The sequence below is a fragment of the Martelella alba genome, assembly GCF_005217455.1.
Taxonomy (GTDB): domain Bacteria; phylum Pseudomonadota; class Gammaproteobacteria; order Enterobacterales; family Enterobacteriaceae; genus Acerihabitans.
Map to the genome: position 1 here is coordinate 136,702 of NZ_SZPQ01000016.1, position 16,310 is coordinate 153,011.

At 49.5% G+C, this 16,310-nt stretch carries 14 protein-coding genes and 3 pseudogenes; 9 read left to right on the forward strand and 8 right to left on the reverse strand.

What is annotated here, in order from left to right; genetic code table 11:
* The first annotated feature begins 11 nt into the window (after nt 1-11).
* The 4 genes from FCN80_RS12255 to FCN80_RS12270 all read left to right on the forward strand — a co-directional run bounded on the left by FCN80_RS12255 (nt 12) and on the right by FCN80_RS12270 (nt 5,966).
* Nucleotides 12-3,152, forward strand: coding sequence for an efflux RND transporter permease subunit (locus tag FCN80_RS12255; protein ID WP_136990443.1), 3,141 nt, complete (start codon nt 12-14; stop codon nt 3,150-3,152).
* Nucleotides 3,145-4,542, forward strand: a complete 1,398-nt coding sequence (locus tag FCN80_RS12260) for an efflux transporter outer membrane subunit (protein ID WP_136990444.1) — start codon at nt 3,145-3,147, stop codon at nt 4,540-4,542. Before FCN80_RS12255 ends, FCN80_RS12260 begins: the two co-directional genes overlap by 8 nt.
* 155 nt (nt 4,543-4,697) lie before the next feature.
* A complete protein-coding gene (locus tag FCN80_RS12265) occupies nt 4,698-5,333 on the forward strand; it encodes an integrase (RefSeq protein WP_136990445.1) in 636 nt (211 codons plus the stop codon).
* Nucleotides 5,334-5,345: 12 nt separating this feature from the next.
* Nucleotides 5,346-5,966, forward strand: a complete 621-nt coding sequence (locus FCN80_RS12270) for an RES family NAD+ phosphorylase (protein WP_136990446.1) — start codon at nt 5,346-5,348, stop codon at nt 5,964-5,966.
* 271 nt (nt 5,967-6,237) lie between these two features.
* On the opposite strand, the gene FCN80_RS12275 is transcribed toward FCN80_RS12270, so the two are convergent.
* The 3 genes and pseudogenes from FCN80_RS12275 to FCN80_RS12285 form a co-directional block, all read right to left on the reverse strand.
* Entirely contained in the window at nt 6,238-6,426 is a 189-nt protein-coding gene (locus FCN80_RS12275) for a hypothetical protein (protein ID WP_136990447.1), read from the reverse strand.
* 322 nt (nt 6,427-6,748) lie between these two features.
* Nucleotides 6,749-7,346 (reverse strand): annotated as a pseudogene (locus FCN80_RS12280) (IS5 family transposase); the annotation flags it as partial.
* 392 nt (nt 7,347-7,738) lie between these two features.
* Entirely contained in the window at nt 7,739-8,572 is an 834-nt protein-coding gene (locus FCN80_RS12285; RefSeq protein WP_445081506.1) for a PQQ-binding-like beta-propeller repeat protein, read from the reverse strand.
* Nucleotides 8,573-9,215: 643 nt separating this feature from the next.
* Between FCN80_RS12285 and FCN80_RS12290 the strand changes: the two genes are divergently transcribed.
* The 5 genes from FCN80_RS12290 to FCN80_RS12310 all read left to right on the forward strand — a co-directional run bounded on the left by FCN80_RS12290 (nt 9,216) and on the right by FCN80_RS12310 (nt 13,930).
* On the forward strand, nt 9,216-10,055 hold the full coding sequence (locus FCN80_RS12290; protein ID WP_136990448.1) for a sugar phosphate isomerase/epimerase family protein: 840 nt from the start codon (nt 9,216-9,218) through the stop codon (nt 10,053-10,055).
* 19 nt (nt 10,056-10,074) lie between these two features.
* Nucleotides 10,075-10,851 carry a hydroxypyruvate isomerase family protein gene (locus tag FCN80_RS12295; protein ID WP_136990449.1) on the forward strand — a complete coding sequence of 259 codons (777 nt, stop codon included), beginning with the start codon at nt 10,075-10,077 and terminating at the stop codon, nt 10,849-10,851.
* A gap of 64 nt (nt 10,852-10,915) precedes the next feature.
* Entirely contained in the window at nt 10,916-11,824 is a 909-nt protein-coding gene (locus tag FCN80_RS12300) for an EamA family transporter (RefSeq protein WP_136990450.1), read from the forward strand.
* Nucleotides 11,825-12,004: 180 nt separating this feature from the next.
* Complete coding sequence (locus FCN80_RS12305; protein ID WP_136990451.1) at nt 12,005-12,793, forward strand: MIP/aquaporin family protein; 789 nt, start codon at nt 12,005-12,007, stop codon at nt 12,791-12,793.
* A gap of 33 nt (nt 12,794-12,826) precedes the next feature.
* Nucleotides 12,827-13,930, forward strand: a complete 1,104-nt coding sequence (locus tag FCN80_RS12310; protein WP_136990452.1) for a glycerol dehydrogenase — start codon at nt 12,827-12,829, stop codon at nt 13,928-13,930.
* Nucleotides 13,931-13,981: 51 nt separating this feature from the next.
* Here the strand turns inward: FCN80_RS12310 and FCN80_RS12315 are convergent, their stop codons facing one another.
* From FCN80_RS12315 to FCN80_RS26800, 5 genes and pseudogenes are all read right to left on the reverse strand, one after another.
* The gene (locus FCN80_RS12315; protein ID WP_136990453.1) at nt 13,982-14,728 is read right to left on the reverse strand and encodes an IclR family transcriptional regulator; all 747 of its coding nucleotides are present in this window, start codon (nt 14,726-14,728) and stop codon (nt 13,982-13,984) included.
* Between the two features lie 242 nt (nt 14,729-14,970).
* A pseudogene (locus FCN80_RS12320) lies at nt 14,971-15,282 on the reverse strand (integrase core domain-containing protein); the annotation flags it as partial.
* A gap of 71 nt (nt 15,283-15,353) precedes the next feature.
* Nucleotides 15,354-15,770 carry a PIN domain-containing protein gene (locus FCN80_RS12325; protein ID WP_136990454.1) on the reverse strand — a complete coding sequence of 139 codons (417 nt, stop codon included), beginning with the start codon at nt 15,768-15,770 and terminating at the stop codon, nt 15,354-15,356.
* Nucleotides 15,767-15,997: a type II toxin-antitoxin system VapB family antitoxin gene (vapB, locus tag FCN80_RS12330; RefSeq protein WP_136990455.1), complete on the reverse strand. Its 231-nt coding sequence runs from the start codon at nt 15,995-15,997 to the stop codon at nt 15,767-15,769. Before vapB ends, FCN80_RS12325 begins: the two co-directional genes overlap by 4 nt.
* A 124-nt stretch (nt 15,998-16,121) precedes the next feature.
* Nucleotides 16,122-16,310: pseudogene (locus FCN80_RS26800) on the reverse strand (IS5/IS1182 family transposase); the annotation flags it as partial.

The window sequence follows — 16,310 nt, forward strand, 5'->3', positions numbered from 1 at the left end:
GCGAGAGAACGATGTCGAAATTTTTCATTGAAAGGCCCATTTTCGCCTGGGTGATCGCTATCGTTGTGATGATTGCCGGGACGTTGGCCATCAAGAATCTACCGATTAATCAATACCCCAACATTGCCCCGCCGGCCATTTCCGTTTCCGTAACCTACCCGGGCGCCAACGCGGACACGACGCAAAAAACCGTGGTACAGGTTATCGAACAGCAATTGAGCGGCATAGATAATCTGCGTTATCTGGAATCCCAGAGCAACAGCGACGGCAGCGCCACGATTATCGCGACGTTCGATCAGGGCACCAATCCTGATATCGCCCAGGTGCAGGTGCAAAACAAAGTTTCCCTGGCCGAGTCGCAATTGCCCGATGAGGTGGTCGATCAGGGTATCAAGGTCGTCAAATATCAACAGAATTTTATGTTGGTCATCAGCCTGTATTCCGACGACAACAAACTCAGTGACGGCGATTTGGGTGATATCCTTGTTTCAAAACTGCAAGACCCCATTTCCCGGACCAAGGGGGTGGGCGACTTTCTGGTGATGGGGTCGGAGTACGCCATGCGCATCTGGATGGATCCCGCCAAGCTGTACAAATATGGCCTGATGCCCAGCGATGTCTCGTCAGCCATTGAGCAGCAAAACGTCCAGGTATCCTCCGGTAAACTCGGCGGCCTGCCCACTGTGCAAAACGCCCAATTCAGTTCGACCATCATCGGCAAAACCCGGTTTGATAGTATTGAACAATTCAGAAATATTTTGCTGAAAGTCAACTCCGACGGTTCCCAGGTCAGGCTGAAAGATGTCGCCAATGTCGACCTTGGCCCCGAAAGCTACAGTATTTCCTCCACCTACGATGGCACCAGGCCTTCGGCCGGGATCGCATTGCGACTGGCCACCGGCGCCAATGTGCTGGATACGGTCAAAGCCGTGCATGCAACGCTCGACAGCGTGAAATCCTCTTTGCCGAAGGGCGTGCATATTGTTTACCCCTACGACACATCGCCGGTGGTGAGCGCATCCATTCATGAGGTGGTGAAGACCCTGTTCGAAGCCATTGCGCTGGTATTCCTGGTGATGCTGCTGTTTTTGCAAAACCTGCGCGCCACCATTATCACCACGCTGGTGGTGCCGGTGGTGCTGCTCGGCACCTATGCCATCCTTTATGCTTTCGGGTATTCCATCAATACCTTGACCATGTTCGGCATGGTGCTGGCCATCGGGCTGTTGGTGGACGATGCCATCGTGGTGGTGGAAAACGTCGAGCGCGTCATGCACTTCGACAAACTGGCCCCCAAGGAAGCCACCATCAAATCCATGGAACAGGTGCAAGGCGCCTTGTTCGGCATTGCCATGGTGCTTTCCGCCGTCTTGCTGCCCATGGCGTTTTTCAGCGGTTCCACCGGTATTATCTACCGCCAGTTCTCCATCACTATTGTGTCGGCGATGGCGTTGTCGGTTATTATGGCGCTGATTTTCACTCCGGCCCTCTGCGCCACGCTTCTCAAGCCTGCCAACGCCGCCCGCAAAACCCGGGGATTTTCCGGCTGGTTCAATCGGGTCTTCGATAAAGGCGTTGTGAATTATACCAATAGCGTGGAAACCATACTCAGCAAGCGCACCTTTTTCATGATTGCCTATCTGGGTATCGTCGTCGTGACGGGGTATTTGTTCACCCGAGTGCCGACCACCTTTCTTCCCGATGAAGACCAGGCGGTCATGATGATGCAGGTGACGCTGCCCCCCAATGCCTCGGCGGAACGTACCCAGCGAGCGCTTACCGACATGTCCACCTATCTCATGACGAAGGAAAAAGATGTGGTGGATTCCGTCTTCGCCGCCAATGGGTTCAGTTTTGCCGGCCGTGGCTCAAACATGGGTATGGCGTTCGTGCGTCTGAAAGATTGGGATTTGCGAAAAAAAGATTCTCAAAGCCTGCAAGCACTGGCGCAGCGCACCATGGCGCATTTCGCCACCATGAAGGACGGGATCGCGCTGGCCCTGATCCCGCCGGCGGTCATGGAATTGGGTAATTCCACCGGTTTCGATTTCTATCTACAGGACATGAAAGACCAGGGACACGATGCGCTGATGGCCGCCATGAATCAATTTCTGTCCATGGCCAAACGGGACAAACGGCTGACCATGGTGCGCCATAATGGCATGCCGGACGAACCGCAGTATAAGCTGATTATTGATGATGAACGGGCCCGCTCGCTGGGGGTCAGCATTGAAGATATCAACAACACGCTTTCCGCCGCCTGGGGCTCAAGCTATGTCAATCAGTTCATGTATCACGACCGGGTGAAACGGGTGTATATCCAGGGCAATGCCGGCTCTCGGCTCTCGCCGGAAGACCTGGATAAATGGTATGTGCGTAATTCGTCGGGAACCATGGTGCCGTTCTCGGCGTTCGGTTCCGGAGAATGGACTTACGGTTCTCCCCGTTTCGAGCGTTTCAATGGCGTCGCGGCGGTCAATATCATGGGGTCGCCGGCACCGGGCTACAGTAGCGGCGACGCGGTAAAAGCCGTTAAGGAAATTGCCGCCAAACTGCCCGAGGGCTACAGAATCCAGTGGCACGGTTTGTCCTATGAGGAGCAGCTCGCCGGATCACAGACCACCTCTCTTTATATTTTCTCCGTGTTGATGGTATTCCTGTGTCTGGCCGCCCTTTATGAAAGCTGGTCGATCCCCTTCTCGGTACTGCTGGTGGTGCCACTGGGGATATTGGGTACCATTCTGGCCATTTTGCTGCGTGGATTGGAAAACGACGTGTTCTTCCAGGTGGGCCTGCTGACCACCGTGGGGCTGGCCGCCAAAAACGCCATTCTTATCGTCGAGTTTGCCAAAGAGATCCATGAGAAGCAGGATAAGGACATTGTCCATGCGGCCATTGAGGCGGCCAGGCTGCGTATCCGTCCCATCATCATGACCTCTATGGCGTTTGTGCTCGGCGTGCTGCCGTTGACGATTTCCCGCGGCGCCGGCGCGGGCAGCCAGCACTCCATTGGTACGGCGGTGGTAGGCGGTATGGTGTCGGCAACCTTCCTGGCGATCTTTTATGTTCCGTTGTTTTACGTCGTGGTGGTACGTCTGTTTAACCGCCGCAAGGCCGCGGCTACGGTAGAAGGAACAAAAGATCATGAATAAGACCGTTATCGGGGTTTTCCCGTTGCTTGCCGTCCTGAGTCTGGCCGGCTGCACCCTGCAGCCCAAATACGAGCGGCCCGCCTTGCCGGTGAAGAATGCCTGGGGGCAAGACCCTACCCAAGGCGCGTCGGTCGCCAATGTCAAATGGCGTGATTTTTATCGGGATAGCCGGCTGCAAACCTTGATAAGTCTCGCCCTTGAACATAACCGCGATTATCAGGTGGCGGCATTGAACGTACAAACGGCGCAGGCCCAGTTCCGCATTGAACGATCGGCGCTGTTCCCGACCATTGATGCCAATGCCGATAAAACCGCCGAACGCCTGCCCGGCAATTTGTACAGTACGCGAACGTCGGGTCCAGTCACCTATCAGCAGTATGAAGCGAACCTGGGCGTGACTTCCTGGGAGGTGGATTTGTTCGGACGGTTACGCAGCCTGCGGGACAAGGCGCTGGAAAGTTACCTGTCGACGGCGGCCACGGAAAAGGCCACCCGTATCAGTCTTATCGCCGAGGTGGCGACGGGCTATTTGACGCTTTGCGCCGATAGCGATTTACTGACGCTGGCGAAGAATACCGAAGAAAGCCAGAACGCCACGTGGAAACTCACCCAATACCGCTATCAGGTTGGCACCGCAAACGAGCAAGACGTGGTCCAGGCGGAGATGAGCGTTCGTTCGGCCCAGGCCGACGTTGATAAATACACCCGGCAGGTGAAACAGGATATCGACGCGCTGCGGCTCCTGTTGGGCACGGATATCCCCGCCGGCATTACCGGTAACGCCACGCTCGCCGGTATCGCCGCTTTCCCGGCGCTGCGCCCCGGCCTGCCGTCGGATTTACTGACCCGGCGGCCGGACATCATCGCCGCGGAGCATGATCTGAAAGCCGCCAATGCCAATATCGGCGCGGCGCGGGCGGCATTTTTCCCCAGCATCAGCCTGACGGCGGCGGGCGGCACCACGTCCGACAGTCTCGGTCATCTTTTCGAAGGCGGTACCGCCGCCTGGTCGTTTGTTCCGTCGATTTCCATCCCGATATTCACCGGCGGGTTGAACAAGGCCAATCTGGACGTGGCCAAAGTATCAAAGCGCATTGAAATCGCCAATTACGAAAAAGCCATTCAGCAAGCGTTTAAGGAAGTTTCCGACGCGCTGGCGGGCGAGACCACTTATCGTGACGAATTACTGGCGCGCACCCAGGATGATGCGGCCAACGCGCGTTACTTTTCACTGGCGCAGATGCGTTATAACGCCGGCGTGGATGATTATCTGAACGTACTGGTGGCGCAGCGTTCGTATTATCAATCGCAGCAGGACCTGATCAGTACCCGTTTGGACACGCTGAATCAGGACATTACCCTGTATAAGGTATTAGGCGGAGGATGGTGAGAACAGGAGACGAGGGCCGTTGCGCCCTTCAGTTTGATTGAGCGAGCGCGTTCTGTGAATGCAGGGGTAGGATGGAACGAGGCAGTTGTCATAATTGACAAAGTAGACATGGGAGACTAAGCTACTCACAGTACCCACCTATTGAGGAGGTCTTTATGCCCAAGTCACAGGGAGCTCTCGCCAATCATATGCCGCATGTTACGCCTGATGACGTGCGGCGTTTCTCCGATACCGTCGACATTATTGATGCCGGCGCGTTCGCCGCCGAGTTACAAGCGTTCGTCCAGGAGCGGCTGGAAGAAGCCGTTGCATTTCCCCCCTTCCTGGAAGTGGTGCCGGCGGAAAAATCCATAGAACAGGTTTTAACCGAAAAAGCCGCCGCGTTGCGTGCAGGTACCCGCTGGACGCCGGGCAATACCGACATTCAACGGGGCCGGGCCGCCATGCTGGAGGCTTTCGGTCAGCCGCATAATTTGCCGTTGCCGGAATTCGCCCGGCTGGCGAACAAATCGCGCCAGCAGATTTATAAGGATATCGATGCGGGGCGGCTGTTGGCCTTGAATGTGGGACCGCGCGGTCGCAAGTTGCCGGACTGGCAGCTTGATCCGGTGAAACGGCAACTAACCCAGACGGTCATTCAGGGCGCCGTCGGCGTGGACGCCTGGACGCTCTATCACGTCTTATCCGAGCCCCTGGAGGGGCTGAAGGGCGCCTCTCCGGTGGATGCCGTCACAAGCGATACCATTGATATGGTGGGCAAAACGGTTTTTAATGTGCTGGGAATACACTGATGTGGAGAGGGAATGGGCATAGGACTACCCACCTGGCATATCGCCGCAGGCGATATGTTGCAGCACGTAAGCCGGGTCGATTATCGCGGCACGCCGCTTTACTATGGACGTGACGGCGCTAATCGCTATGATGCGCCGTTAAAGAATTACGGCGTGCTTTACCTGGGCCGCGACTTGCCTACCGCGTTAATGGAATCGGTGTTTCACAAACACCTTTGGGACAAGGACAAGCAGCGAGCCATTACCGCAAAAGAGGTCGAGAGTCGGCTGGTACGCGCGGTGGGGGTGGTGCAAGAGCTGAGTCTGGCCGATCTCACCGCGCCCGGCGTCATGGCGAGCTATTTCGGTTTGAATTTGGAACAATTGACCAGCCGGAGCTATACCTATACGCAACGGGTTTCCGGGCAATTACATGCTTTGGTGGATGACAAGGATAGGCCCCTGTACGACGGTATTCTCTATCCGTCGCGCAATAATTACCCCGCCGCCAGCTTAGCGCTATTTGATCGGGCTGATTCTAAAATCAGACTGGTGGAAGATATCGACTTGTCCGACCACGCGGGCTGGCCGCGTTTTGTCGCCGATTACCGTATTGGCATCATGCCTGATCCCGGTCCGGCGGCGGGTGCATAGAGAGACCGGCGCCAAGCCGCGTTCCACTTTTCCCCAGGTCAAGGATGGCCGGTGTCCCCGGTGTCTTCAGGCCGGCACAATAACTCATGGGGGTTTAAACGCGACATACGTCAAATTGTCTCTTGGTTGGCGACGCTCGCCCCAGCCATAGCGTTATCTGAGCCCCAGAACGCCTGTTTAGGGGCCGTCGCCATGTCAATGGAATCGTGCGGTATGCGACGATCTCCAGGTAACGCTTTGTTGCATTTTTGAACGTTCACTAAGCACATCTTCAGCATAATGCTGCCGCCAATATTGCTAAAGTTCTATTGCGACCACAGAGCCGCCTTGCACAAATACCGATTTGCATTTCATTGCCCGCCCAGTCCGAGCGGGCGACCTTTTTATCTTTTATAGATCCATATGCATTCAGGGCATTAATAGCCTTGCCCTTATTTTCGGCCCAGGCGTTTTCTGCCATCCTTCAAGTCTATTTAGAGGATGGCCTGTGCCGGGATTTGATCACGGCTATACACTGCCACAGTCGGAAACATCGAATATCAGGCGGTAGGTGCCGCCTGTACCCGCTATCATGCCTGGGACCTGGCGTTATCCCATCCAGACGCGCCATACAGGCCACTGCCACCAGTAATACCCTATCCGTAGTCATTTTATATCTGCCGACGTGGAGGAACAGTACCCCAGTTATTCCTTAGCGAATATAAATGCCGGTTTATCCCCGCTGGCGCGGGGAACACTGTGGCGCCAGGCAACATCTAGGCTGTGTCCCTTAATTACATAAGCAGAGCATGACCTGAGTAAGCTTTATCAGCCAGCACCGCATAACCACGACGCTTCATGTTGGCGTTCTGGCGCTGAATACCCATTCCGTCCAGAAGACTTAATGCGAACTGGCTTTCGTGAGCCTGCCCGGGACTCAGCACGATATTTAACGGGAGACCGCCTGCATCCGTCGCCAGATGGATTTTGGTGCCAAAACCACCGCGAAAGCGACCCAGCCCATTATCTCCGGCGATATCGGAATGTTTTTTTGCGCGCGCCGGCGGCGCACCTGAGAGCCCGGATATCGCTGCCATCCAGCACAGTAGCTGACCAGTCAACGAGGCCATTAGCATCAAGAGAAGGAAGTAACCTGTTGAAAATAATGTTAATCACTCCCGACTTAGACCATCGGTTAAAGCGGTTATAAACGGTTTTCCATGGGCCGTATCGCTCAGGTAAATCACGCCATGTGGCACCAGGGCACAGCACCCAGAACATGCCATTAATGATCATACGATGCTCAGCCCATGGGCGTCCTGCCCGTGGTCTTGCAGGTTGAGCGGGCAGTAAAGGCTGGATGATATTCCATGCTTCATCGGGAAGGTCGTAGCGAGCCATAGTTCAGTATATTGTGGAGACAGACGGTTACTATAGCTCAGACGATTAAGGGACACGGCCTAAGCCGCAGCATGAAGGCAGCGACAGTTATTTCAAATTCAGCCGTGAGCTGGACGAGTTGGCGCGAGAGTGGAAGAAATATGCCATAAAAATATGGGTTCAAGAGGGCTACAGTGAATAATATAAAGCCGAAAGCGGACAGTACCATTAATTAGTAAGTTGGCGCAAAAGACAGAAAATAATGAACAATATAGTGGATAGGCGCCGTTTTTTTCTTGATATGGCGGATAAAGGCACTTTAGCTGGTATTGGTATAGACAAGATCCTCAGCCATCTGCTGGCTGAAGATGATGATTATCCACGCCTTCCTGCTAAGAACTATTGCGGGGTAGTCAGGTTGCAATTCGAGATAAGGACGGAGAGGAGAGAGAGAAAATACGTGTTCGCCATCCCTGGGGACACGCTATTATGACCGGGGAAGGGAACGCCACTACCGTATCGCCTTCCTTGGTGCCCAGCGAGCCATGTCCGCTGGCGGCGATGACCACGTACTGCTTACCTTCGCTACCCATATAGGTGGCGAGTGTGGCTTGCGCGCCGGCGGACAGTTCGGCCTGCCACAGCAAACGGCCGGAGCTGCTATCATAAGAGCGGAAGAAATCATAGGCGGTCGCCCCATGGAACACCAGATTCCCCTCGGTTATTAGCGGTCCGCCGCGAGCCACCATCCCCATGGGAAAGCCGATGGGGAAACGGCGGGGCAGGAAGGCCGTATCCAGATTCTTAATGGTGCCGACCCGACGCAGCCGTTCGGTTTTACCGGTTTTCAAATCCACGCCGACTAAACGTCCCCACGGCGGCGCGATGCAAGGGATGCCGAGGGACGAAGCGAATTGCTGGATATGAATGGCGTAATCCCCCAGAAAATTTTCATTCCAGTAGGGCTGGCCGTCCTTGGTGAACAGGCGCTTCATTTCGGTATCGGCGCCGCGTTTGATGAGATTATAGCGATAAGCCAGCCGTACCGGCGAGGCCACGAGGATTTGGCGCTGCGGATCGACGGCCACCGGGCCCCAGTTGAATACGCCGATATTGCCGGGGAAGATTATCGAGCCTTTTTCGGTGGATGGCGTCCAGGGATTGCCGTCATAGCGCAGGGATTTGAAATCGATGCGACAGGCGATTAGATCAAAGGGAGTTACGCCCCACATGAATTTTTCCGTCAGCGGCTACGGCAGGAAATCGCCCGCTCCCCCAAGCGGCCATCACTGCCCTTACACTTTGTGTGCCAGGCATAAAAATCTATCTATGTCAAATCCTGCTTAAAATGACCTCACAAACGGGTAAACGGCAATATCTAACGTCGGTCACACTGCTGTGACCAACGGCTGCATTGCTGATAAACCGGTACTGACGTACTAAACGGAAGACGGCTGGCTAGAAGCCGATAGTGATATAGCCGAAAAAGTTTTACATATGAATAAACTGAACGCAAAAAATCCCGACGCTTCAGTTCCGAGCACGAGGATAAACGAGGCACGCTGTTACACAGTCATATCATAAGTTGTCGGCTAAACGGTATTGATCCGAAAAGCTGCCATCACGATGTACTTGGCGTCGTTGCCGACTGAGCGATGAACTGCTGCCATGGAGGATCATCCTGTCGATTGAATAACTGGCGTCCATCAATATGGCTCCCGACATACGCTCATATATCATGAAAAAATCATAAAATTCAACTAATTAAATTGGTGATTTTTTTAAATACCTCTTTGGGGTTGATCCTGAACATCTATGCGGAGTAGTATGCATGATAAATAATTACTGAAACTTAGTTCCTTATAAGGAACTAAGCAAAAGGAGAGAGTGATGAGAATAGGCACCAACACGGCGATTTTTGATGGGTACAGTTTGGATGAAACTTTCTCTGCGATAAAAAGTGCAGGGATCAATGTTATCGAGCTGGCCTATAACGAAGGATACGTCGGCAACTTGACCCCTGACCTTTTCAGTGAAAAAAATGCAAGACATGTCATAGAGTTACTTGGAAAACATGCGTTAGAAACACATGCTTTTGGTTGCACTATGAATTTGGCCAAGGAAAATGCCGTAGCCGAATTTACGATGCGAATTCAATTCGCGCATGCCATCGGCGCCAAATATCTCAATGCCTGTGTTGGTAATAAAGAAAACAGAGAGCGCATTCTAAAAAATCTTCATACGCTGGCACCCATCGCAGAAGATAATGGCTGCATTATTTGTATTGAAAATGGCGGTGATAAAAATTTTGATCTTGTTGCCACAGCGGAAGATGCGATGGATATTCTGGAGAGTGCCCATAGTAAGGCGGTTGCAATTAATCTTGATCCAGGCAACATTGTGTCTATGCGGCCGGGTGTTCAATACATGGACGAGGCAAAAAGATTTTTTCCTTTTGCTCTCCACTGCCATATAAAGGATGTTATTTTAGCAAAAGATAATTATTTTTTTAAAGAAATCGGTAGCGGTATTTTAGATTATTCCCACTTAATCAATCATGCCATTAAAAATGATATTCCTTGCAACTTTGAGATCCCACTGCGTATGCACAGATTGCATGATGCAACGCCTGTCCGTAGTGAAACGCCGGCATCACTGGCATCCGGTATCGAAACGCTAAAACTATCGAAAAAATTCATTACGGAAAAATTCGGTAATACTTTATTTTAATCAATAAAAGGAAATCAATATGATTCGCTTAGCTGCCAATCTCACCATGCTATATGAAGAATATGACTTTTTTGATCGTTTCAATAAAGCCGCGGAAGATGGATTCAAAGCAGTCGAATTTTTCTTTCCCTATGGACTAGACGCAGAGAAGATAAATTCTCTCATCCAGAAGAATCAGCAGGAATTGGTACTATTCAATATGCCGCTAGGTGATTGGGATGCGGGCGATCGCGGTTTCGCCGCGCAGCCAGCACGTAAAGAAGAATTTCGCGGCGCCATTGAACAGGCCGTTAAATACGGTAGACTATTGCAACCGCCAAGAATCAACTGTCCTTCTGGCCCAAGTGAAGATAATGCTGCTTCCTGGAGTACTTTGAAAGAAAATTTCGAAATGGCGGCTGAGTCATTGAAAGGTATTGGTATAAAACTCGTCGTGGAACCCATCAATCACAACGATGTGCCGCATGCATTAATCTCCAATGTGGCGCAAGCTGTGAAATTTTTTGATTCTATGCAAACAGACAATATATTTGTTCAATACGATCTATACCACTCTATTCGAGCCGGAGAAGATCCATACGCAGTCCTCAAAAGCCACATTGACCGCATTGACCATATTCAGATCGCAGATGTCCCCGGCAGACACCAGATAGGTACCGGGGCCGTTGACTTCGAGAAGTTCTTCGGACTATTAGATAATCTGGGATATCAAGGCTGGATAAGCCTTGAATACCATCCTGAAGGAAATACATCAGATAGTTTTCAAAAAATCAGAAAGCTAGGGTTGCTCTCATAAAGTCATCAAGGATGTAGTACATCTACATCCTTTCATTTATTTTTTATCTTTGTAGAGGTATACAATGTCTACTAAAGACACAATATTAGCATTATGTGTCATTCTTGTATGGGGACTTAATTTCGTTGTGATAAAGGTCGGTGTAACTGGGATGCCGCCTTTTCTACTTGCCGGTATCAGGTTTGTATTGATTTCGTTCCCTTTAGTGTTGTTTGTAAAACCACCCAAAGTTGATCTAAAATTATTGATTCTTTATGGTATGTCAATCAGTTTTGGTCAATTTGCCCTTTTGTTCCTTGCCATCAAACTTGGCATGCCATCCGGGATTGCGTCGCTGGTTGTGCAGGCGCAAGCATTTTTCACAATTCTGCTGGGTAAATCTCTTGGTGAGAAAATAAAATGGTTTAATACTATCGGAATGATCGTGGCCGTCATTGGCATGTATGTCGTAGGCACAGGTGTCAAAAATATTGATACGCACGGATTAAACCTCACAACCATGCTATTAACATTAGGGGCAGCGCTCTGCTGGGGTATCGGTAACATTACCAATAAATTAATCATGAAAGACGGGGCCAAGGTAAATGGATTGTCGCTGGTCGTGTGGGGGGCATTGGTGCCTATCATTCCTTTCTTTTTATGTTCTTTTATCTTCGAAGGCACTGACAATATTATTTTTAGCCTTAAAAATATTAACGGCTCAACGATATTTTCTATTGTTTATTTGTCGTTTATTGCTTCTATCGTCGGCTTTGTACTATGGAGCAATTTGATGAGTAGATATGAGTCTTCCAAAGTTGCGCCACTCACATTAGTAGTACCGATTATTGGAATGATCAGTTCTTATTTTATCCTCGGGGAAACGGTCACAGGAAAACAGATCGTGGGTGCAACAATTGTTATTATAGCTTTACTGATAAATAATTTTGGGGGGAAATTTTTAGTATTGATATCCGAAAAACATCATGCGTAACAATATATTTACCGGTATTGCATTCTTCAGGTAATAACGAAGTCGCAAGAATAAACGCACTTGTAAAAGCAGTGCGTTCTGATTCACCCTTTACAATATATAATGCAACAGATGAATTATGACCTTGATATGCTGGCATTCGATATGCAATACAGAAGATAAGTAAGCAAAGGTAAGATTATGATCATGAGCAAGGAATATCTCTTCGAAATGTTTGGAACCTTTTTTTTTACATTGATTGGTACCGGATGTGTTGCAGCCAATGTACTCACCAATGGCCATTTTGGTCAAAGCGAAATGGCGTTCTGTTGGGGGTCTGCCGTCGCTATTGCCATTTATTTATGTTCCTCATCATCAGACTGTCACTTTAATCCAGCTTTTACCATTGCCTCTTATTTATTTATGGGTTTTAAAAAAGAGAAAGTTATCCCCTATATTACTTGGCAGTTTGTTGGTGGTGGCATTTCAGCGTTAATTATCTACCTGGCTTATCGTAATCTCATAAAAAATTATATAGGCACGCCAATACACGCCTTTGATTTTCTCACCAGCAGTACATTACAGGGAATGCGTGTAGCAAGGATTTTCTCCACCTACCCCTATCCAGGGGTGGGTTATTTTAATGCCTTTTTGGTAGAATTCTTTATTACTGGATTGCTTTTCTTTTGTGCCAATAAAATAAACTATAATCAAAACATCCATACATTACTTAAACCCGCTCTCATTGGATTTGTTATTTTTCTGATTGGCTCTTCATTTGGCCCGCTCACGGCATACGCAATGAATCCCGCAAGAGATCTCTTACCTAAAGTTTTTCTTTATTTATTAGGTTATGGCACTACCGTCCTCACTGGGGGATTTTTTCTACCTTATATCTTCGTTCCTATTATTGGTCCTTTACTCGGCTCATTGGCGGGAGCAATGATATTTATCAAATCGCAAAAAACCGCTCAATCTCTCAGTTTATGATGCGACTTTAACTATATATCACGGAGATTTATCATGACAAATGTAAAACCACGCTCTATTATGTCGCCTGGTAAATACATCGGCGGCAGAAATGTCCTTGCGGATATAAATAAGCATGTTAGCTATTTAGGTGATTCCGCCTTTGTGATCTGCGACAGTTTTATCTTCAATAATATTAGTGCCATTTTCACAAAAATCAGTAATTATGCCAATTTTGACCTGACTGCGTTTTCAGGGGAGTGTTCGTATCAAGAAATAGACCGCTTAACCGCCGTGGCTAAAGACAAAAGCTATGATATGGTCATTGGGATAGGTGGCGGCAAAACACTCGATACCGCTAAAATGGTCGCTTTTTCCCTGCACTTGCCCATCGTCATTTGTCCTACGATTGCATCCACCGATGCGCCCTGTATCGCCTTATCCGTGCTGTATAAAGAAACTGGCGAGTTTGAACGATTGCATTATCTACCGAAAAATCCAGATATGGTGCTGGTCGATCTTGGCATCATAGCCAACGCGCCTATGCGATTTTTTTCCGCAGGTATCGGCGATGCATTAGCAACCTACTTTGAAGCCAGAGCATGCCATGACATTGATGCTATCAATCAATCCGGATACCGGCAATGCACTGTCGCCTATCACGTTTCCACGATCTGTTATGACGTGATTAAAAAAAATATTGATGAGGCTATGCTCTCAATCGAGCTGCATATCATCACACCGGCATTTGAAGAAATGGTCGATGCGCTGATTTACCTGAGTGGTATCGGCGCTGAATCCTGTGGTGTCGCGATGGCACACGCCATATGCAATGGTATGTCAGTTATTGAGCTCTTACACAAACGCCAGCACGGTGAAAAAGTTGCCTTTGGACTCCTTGTGCAACTGATTTTAGAGCATGGTCCTAAAGAAGAGCTTTTAACCGTTATAAGCCTCATGAAAAAAGCCCGATTACCCATGACATTCGCCTCGCTTGGTGCCGCGGAGATCGAGCCGTTCGCATGGAGAAACGTGGCCGAGAAAGCATGTCAGGAGAATGAGTCATCGCATAATATGCCGAAACGGTTTGATGCCAATGAAGTGTATGAGGCAATTTTAGCAGCCGATGCACTGGGTACCCAGTATGAGAAACAGTAACATATGAGACACAGTGCACCTGTCTCTTCATGCCCGATGGTAGTAAATGTTTTATAAAGACCTGGTGATGCTTTCCGATGTGGCAATCAGCTTTCGGGCCAAGTCTTCAAAGGCCTCATCTGGGATCTGGAAATTCACGCCGGAGGCGCTAATGGCGGCGATTACGCGGTGGTTGAGATCAAAGACCGGCGCGGCAATACATTTTGCGCCTCGGCAATCCTCTTCGTTATCGACACACCAACCCTGACATCTAATGTGGTTCAATTCTGCGAAAAGCGCATCTCTATTGGTAATTGTCGTCTCAGTGAACTTTTCCAAGACCTTATCAGGTGGTATCAAGTTTTCCACCTCACTTTGGCTCATCCACGCCATTAATATCTTGCCCAACCCCGTGCTGTGCAGAGAGAGTTTTTTACCCTCATAGCTTCTGACGATAATAGATTCACTACTTTCTAATTTCATCAGATAAATAGGAGTATGATCACGCATAATGCCAAGATGGCATGTTAACCCTGTTTCATCACGTAACTTGGTCAATATGGGTGCTGCAATTTTCCGCAAATCAAAATAATCTAATGCTGATTTACTGTAATCACAAAATTTTAGGCCAAGAAAATATTTATCGCCGTGGCAATATAAAAAATTATTTGTTTGCATGCTGCTTAATATCTTTGATAAACTACTTTTCGGGAGTCCTGTACCCTTCTGAATGTCGGTAAAAGACCCGCCTTCTTTTTCAAGCAAAAAATCACATATTAGTGAAAATTTATCGATGGCAGGCACTTGAGTAGAGGACATTTAACGATACCTTATATGAAATATAGTGTTCTATTCTTCCTATTTTCTCTTATATTATAAGTGATTTATACCTTTTTTTAAAGTGATATTTTCATGGTAGCGCTACGCTTAAAGCGATTCGCCGCTATATCGAATGAATAAAAATTTTCAGAGAGAAATGATGCTAACCTTGTCGGTTAGCTGAACTACCGAACTCACGGCTAAATAGCTATATGGACACCGACCTAATGCAAGCGTTGGCGTTATTTTTTTACTGACTGAGTTGGCCCCTTTATTTCCATACACCTTTTATCACTTAACCCGTAACTGGTTCATCACCTCAGATATTCCAGAGGCAAGCGGTATCCCAGTGCACTGTGCTGATGCCATTCGTTATAGTGCTCGAAGAACTTCGCAAGGTTCTTTACTGCCGTTAACCCGTCGGGTTTAGGCATGAAACTGATATAGTCGAGCTTCATCATTTTCACGAAGCTCTCGGCCATTCCATTGTTTTCTGGGCTGCTTTTCGCCCTGTTCCTTGGCTCAAGTCCAACCATCCAGGCGAACCCATTAGTCTAAAAAGCAGTATTAAGACTACCACCTACTCATGTCTTCCTTTCCGGGTTCTGCCGTGAGTTGTTGACACCTATTTAACCCAGTCTTCCAGTGCCAGACCTGGCACCCGCGCAAACTCCCGCGTATTGTTCGTCACCAGGATGGCGCCGGCCGCAATGGCATGGCCGGCAATGGCCATGTCGTTATTACCGATCAGCGTACCGGTGGCCGCCAGCGCGAGCTTGATGTCGGTGGTTGCGTCTACCGCGGCCCGATCCCAGGCTAGCACGGCATCAAGCCGGGCGCAGAACGCCTCTACCAGCAGCGCGTGACGCGGGGAGGCCTTTTTACCGACCGCCCTAAAACGCATCTCGGCATAAGTGATGGCCGACACTACGATCCGTTGACGGCGCAGCACCGTGTGCTCAAGACGGTCGATCACCGCCATCGGCTGTTCGCGCATAATAAACGAGCAGATATTAGTGTCCAGCATGTACGTTTTACTCAAAAGCCAACTCTCCCCTCATCGCTGACCACGTCCTCGCGTTCGACCAAAAAGTCGGCGTCGGCATTGTCCTCCTGCAAAAAAGTGCCCCAGGTGGGTTTCACCGGTCGGAGGATGAGCGTATCGCCATCGCGAACGATTTCCAGTTCGTTGACGCCCTCAAAGTCCAGATCGCGAGGCAAACGGATAGCCCGGTTGTTGCCGTTTTTAAACACGGAGACGGTTCTCATACTCTTGTACCTCTACACTGAAAGAGTGCCTCTTGGCATAAGCTAAGTATAGGCCACTAACTTGCCTCTGTATAGGTGTAGCATATGCAGATGCTTAGCATATGCATATCCTAGGATGTATCCCTTAACTTAACAATCGCTTCAAAAATAACCTGATCGCTCCCGGTTTTAGCATACTCAGATAGTTTCTCGCTGTTTTTTCCGAGCGTGTAGCAATACGTCAATTTTCTTTGAATATCGCAAAGCAACGCTCTACAACATTGCGTTTCTTGTACAGGAGCGTGTCGAGGGGCCGACGTCCGTCCTGACGGGC

Excerpts from the sequence above, each read along its gene's own strand:
- FCN80_RS12260 (WP_136990444.1), top strand. The coding sequence starts at position 3,145 with ATGAATAAGACCGTTATCGGGGTTTTCCCGTTGCTTGCCGTCCTGAGT.
- FCN80_RS12270 (WP_136990446.1), top strand. The coding sequence starts at position 5,346 with ATGGGCATAGGACTACCCACCTGGCATATCGCCGCAGGCGATATGTTG.
- FCN80_RS12290 (WP_136990448.1), top strand. The coding sequence starts at position 9,216 with ATGAGAATAGGCACCAACACGGCGATTTTTGATGGGTACAGTTTGGAT.
- FCN80_RS12265 (WP_136990445.1), top strand. The coding sequence starts at position 4,698 with ATGCCCAAGTCACAGGGAGCTCTCGCCAATCATATGCCGCATGTTACG.
- FCN80_RS12305 (WP_136990451.1), top strand. The coding sequence starts at position 12,005 with ATGATCATGAGCAAGGAATATCTCTTCGAAATGTTTGGAACCTTTTTT.
- FCN80_RS12295 (WP_136990449.1), top strand. The coding sequence starts at position 10,075 with ATGATTCGCTTAGCTGCCAATCTCACCATGCTATATGAAGAATATGAC.
- FCN80_RS12300 (WP_136990450.1), top strand. The coding sequence starts at position 10,916 with ATGTCTACTAAAGACACAATATTAGCATTATGTGTCATTCTTGTATGG.
- FCN80_RS12275 (WP_136990447.1), bottom strand. The coding sequence starts at position 6,426 with ATGGCAGAAAACGCCTGGGCCGAAAATAAGGGCAAGGCTATTAATGCC.
- FCN80_RS12255 (WP_136990443.1), top strand. The coding sequence starts at position 12 with ATGTCGAAATTTTTCATTGAAAGGCCCATTTTCGCCTGGGTGATCGCT.
- vapB (WP_136990455.1), bottom strand. The coding sequence starts at position 15,997 with ATGAGAACCGTCTCCGTGTTTAAAAACGGCAACAACCGGGCTATCCGT.
- FCN80_RS12310 (WP_136990452.1), top strand. The coding sequence starts at position 12,827 with ATGACAAATGTAAAACCACGCTCTATTATGTCGCCTGGTAAATACATC.
- FCN80_RS12315 (WP_136990453.1), bottom strand. The coding sequence starts at position 14,728 with ATGTCCTCTACTCAAGTGCCTGCCATCGATAAATTTTCACTAATATGT.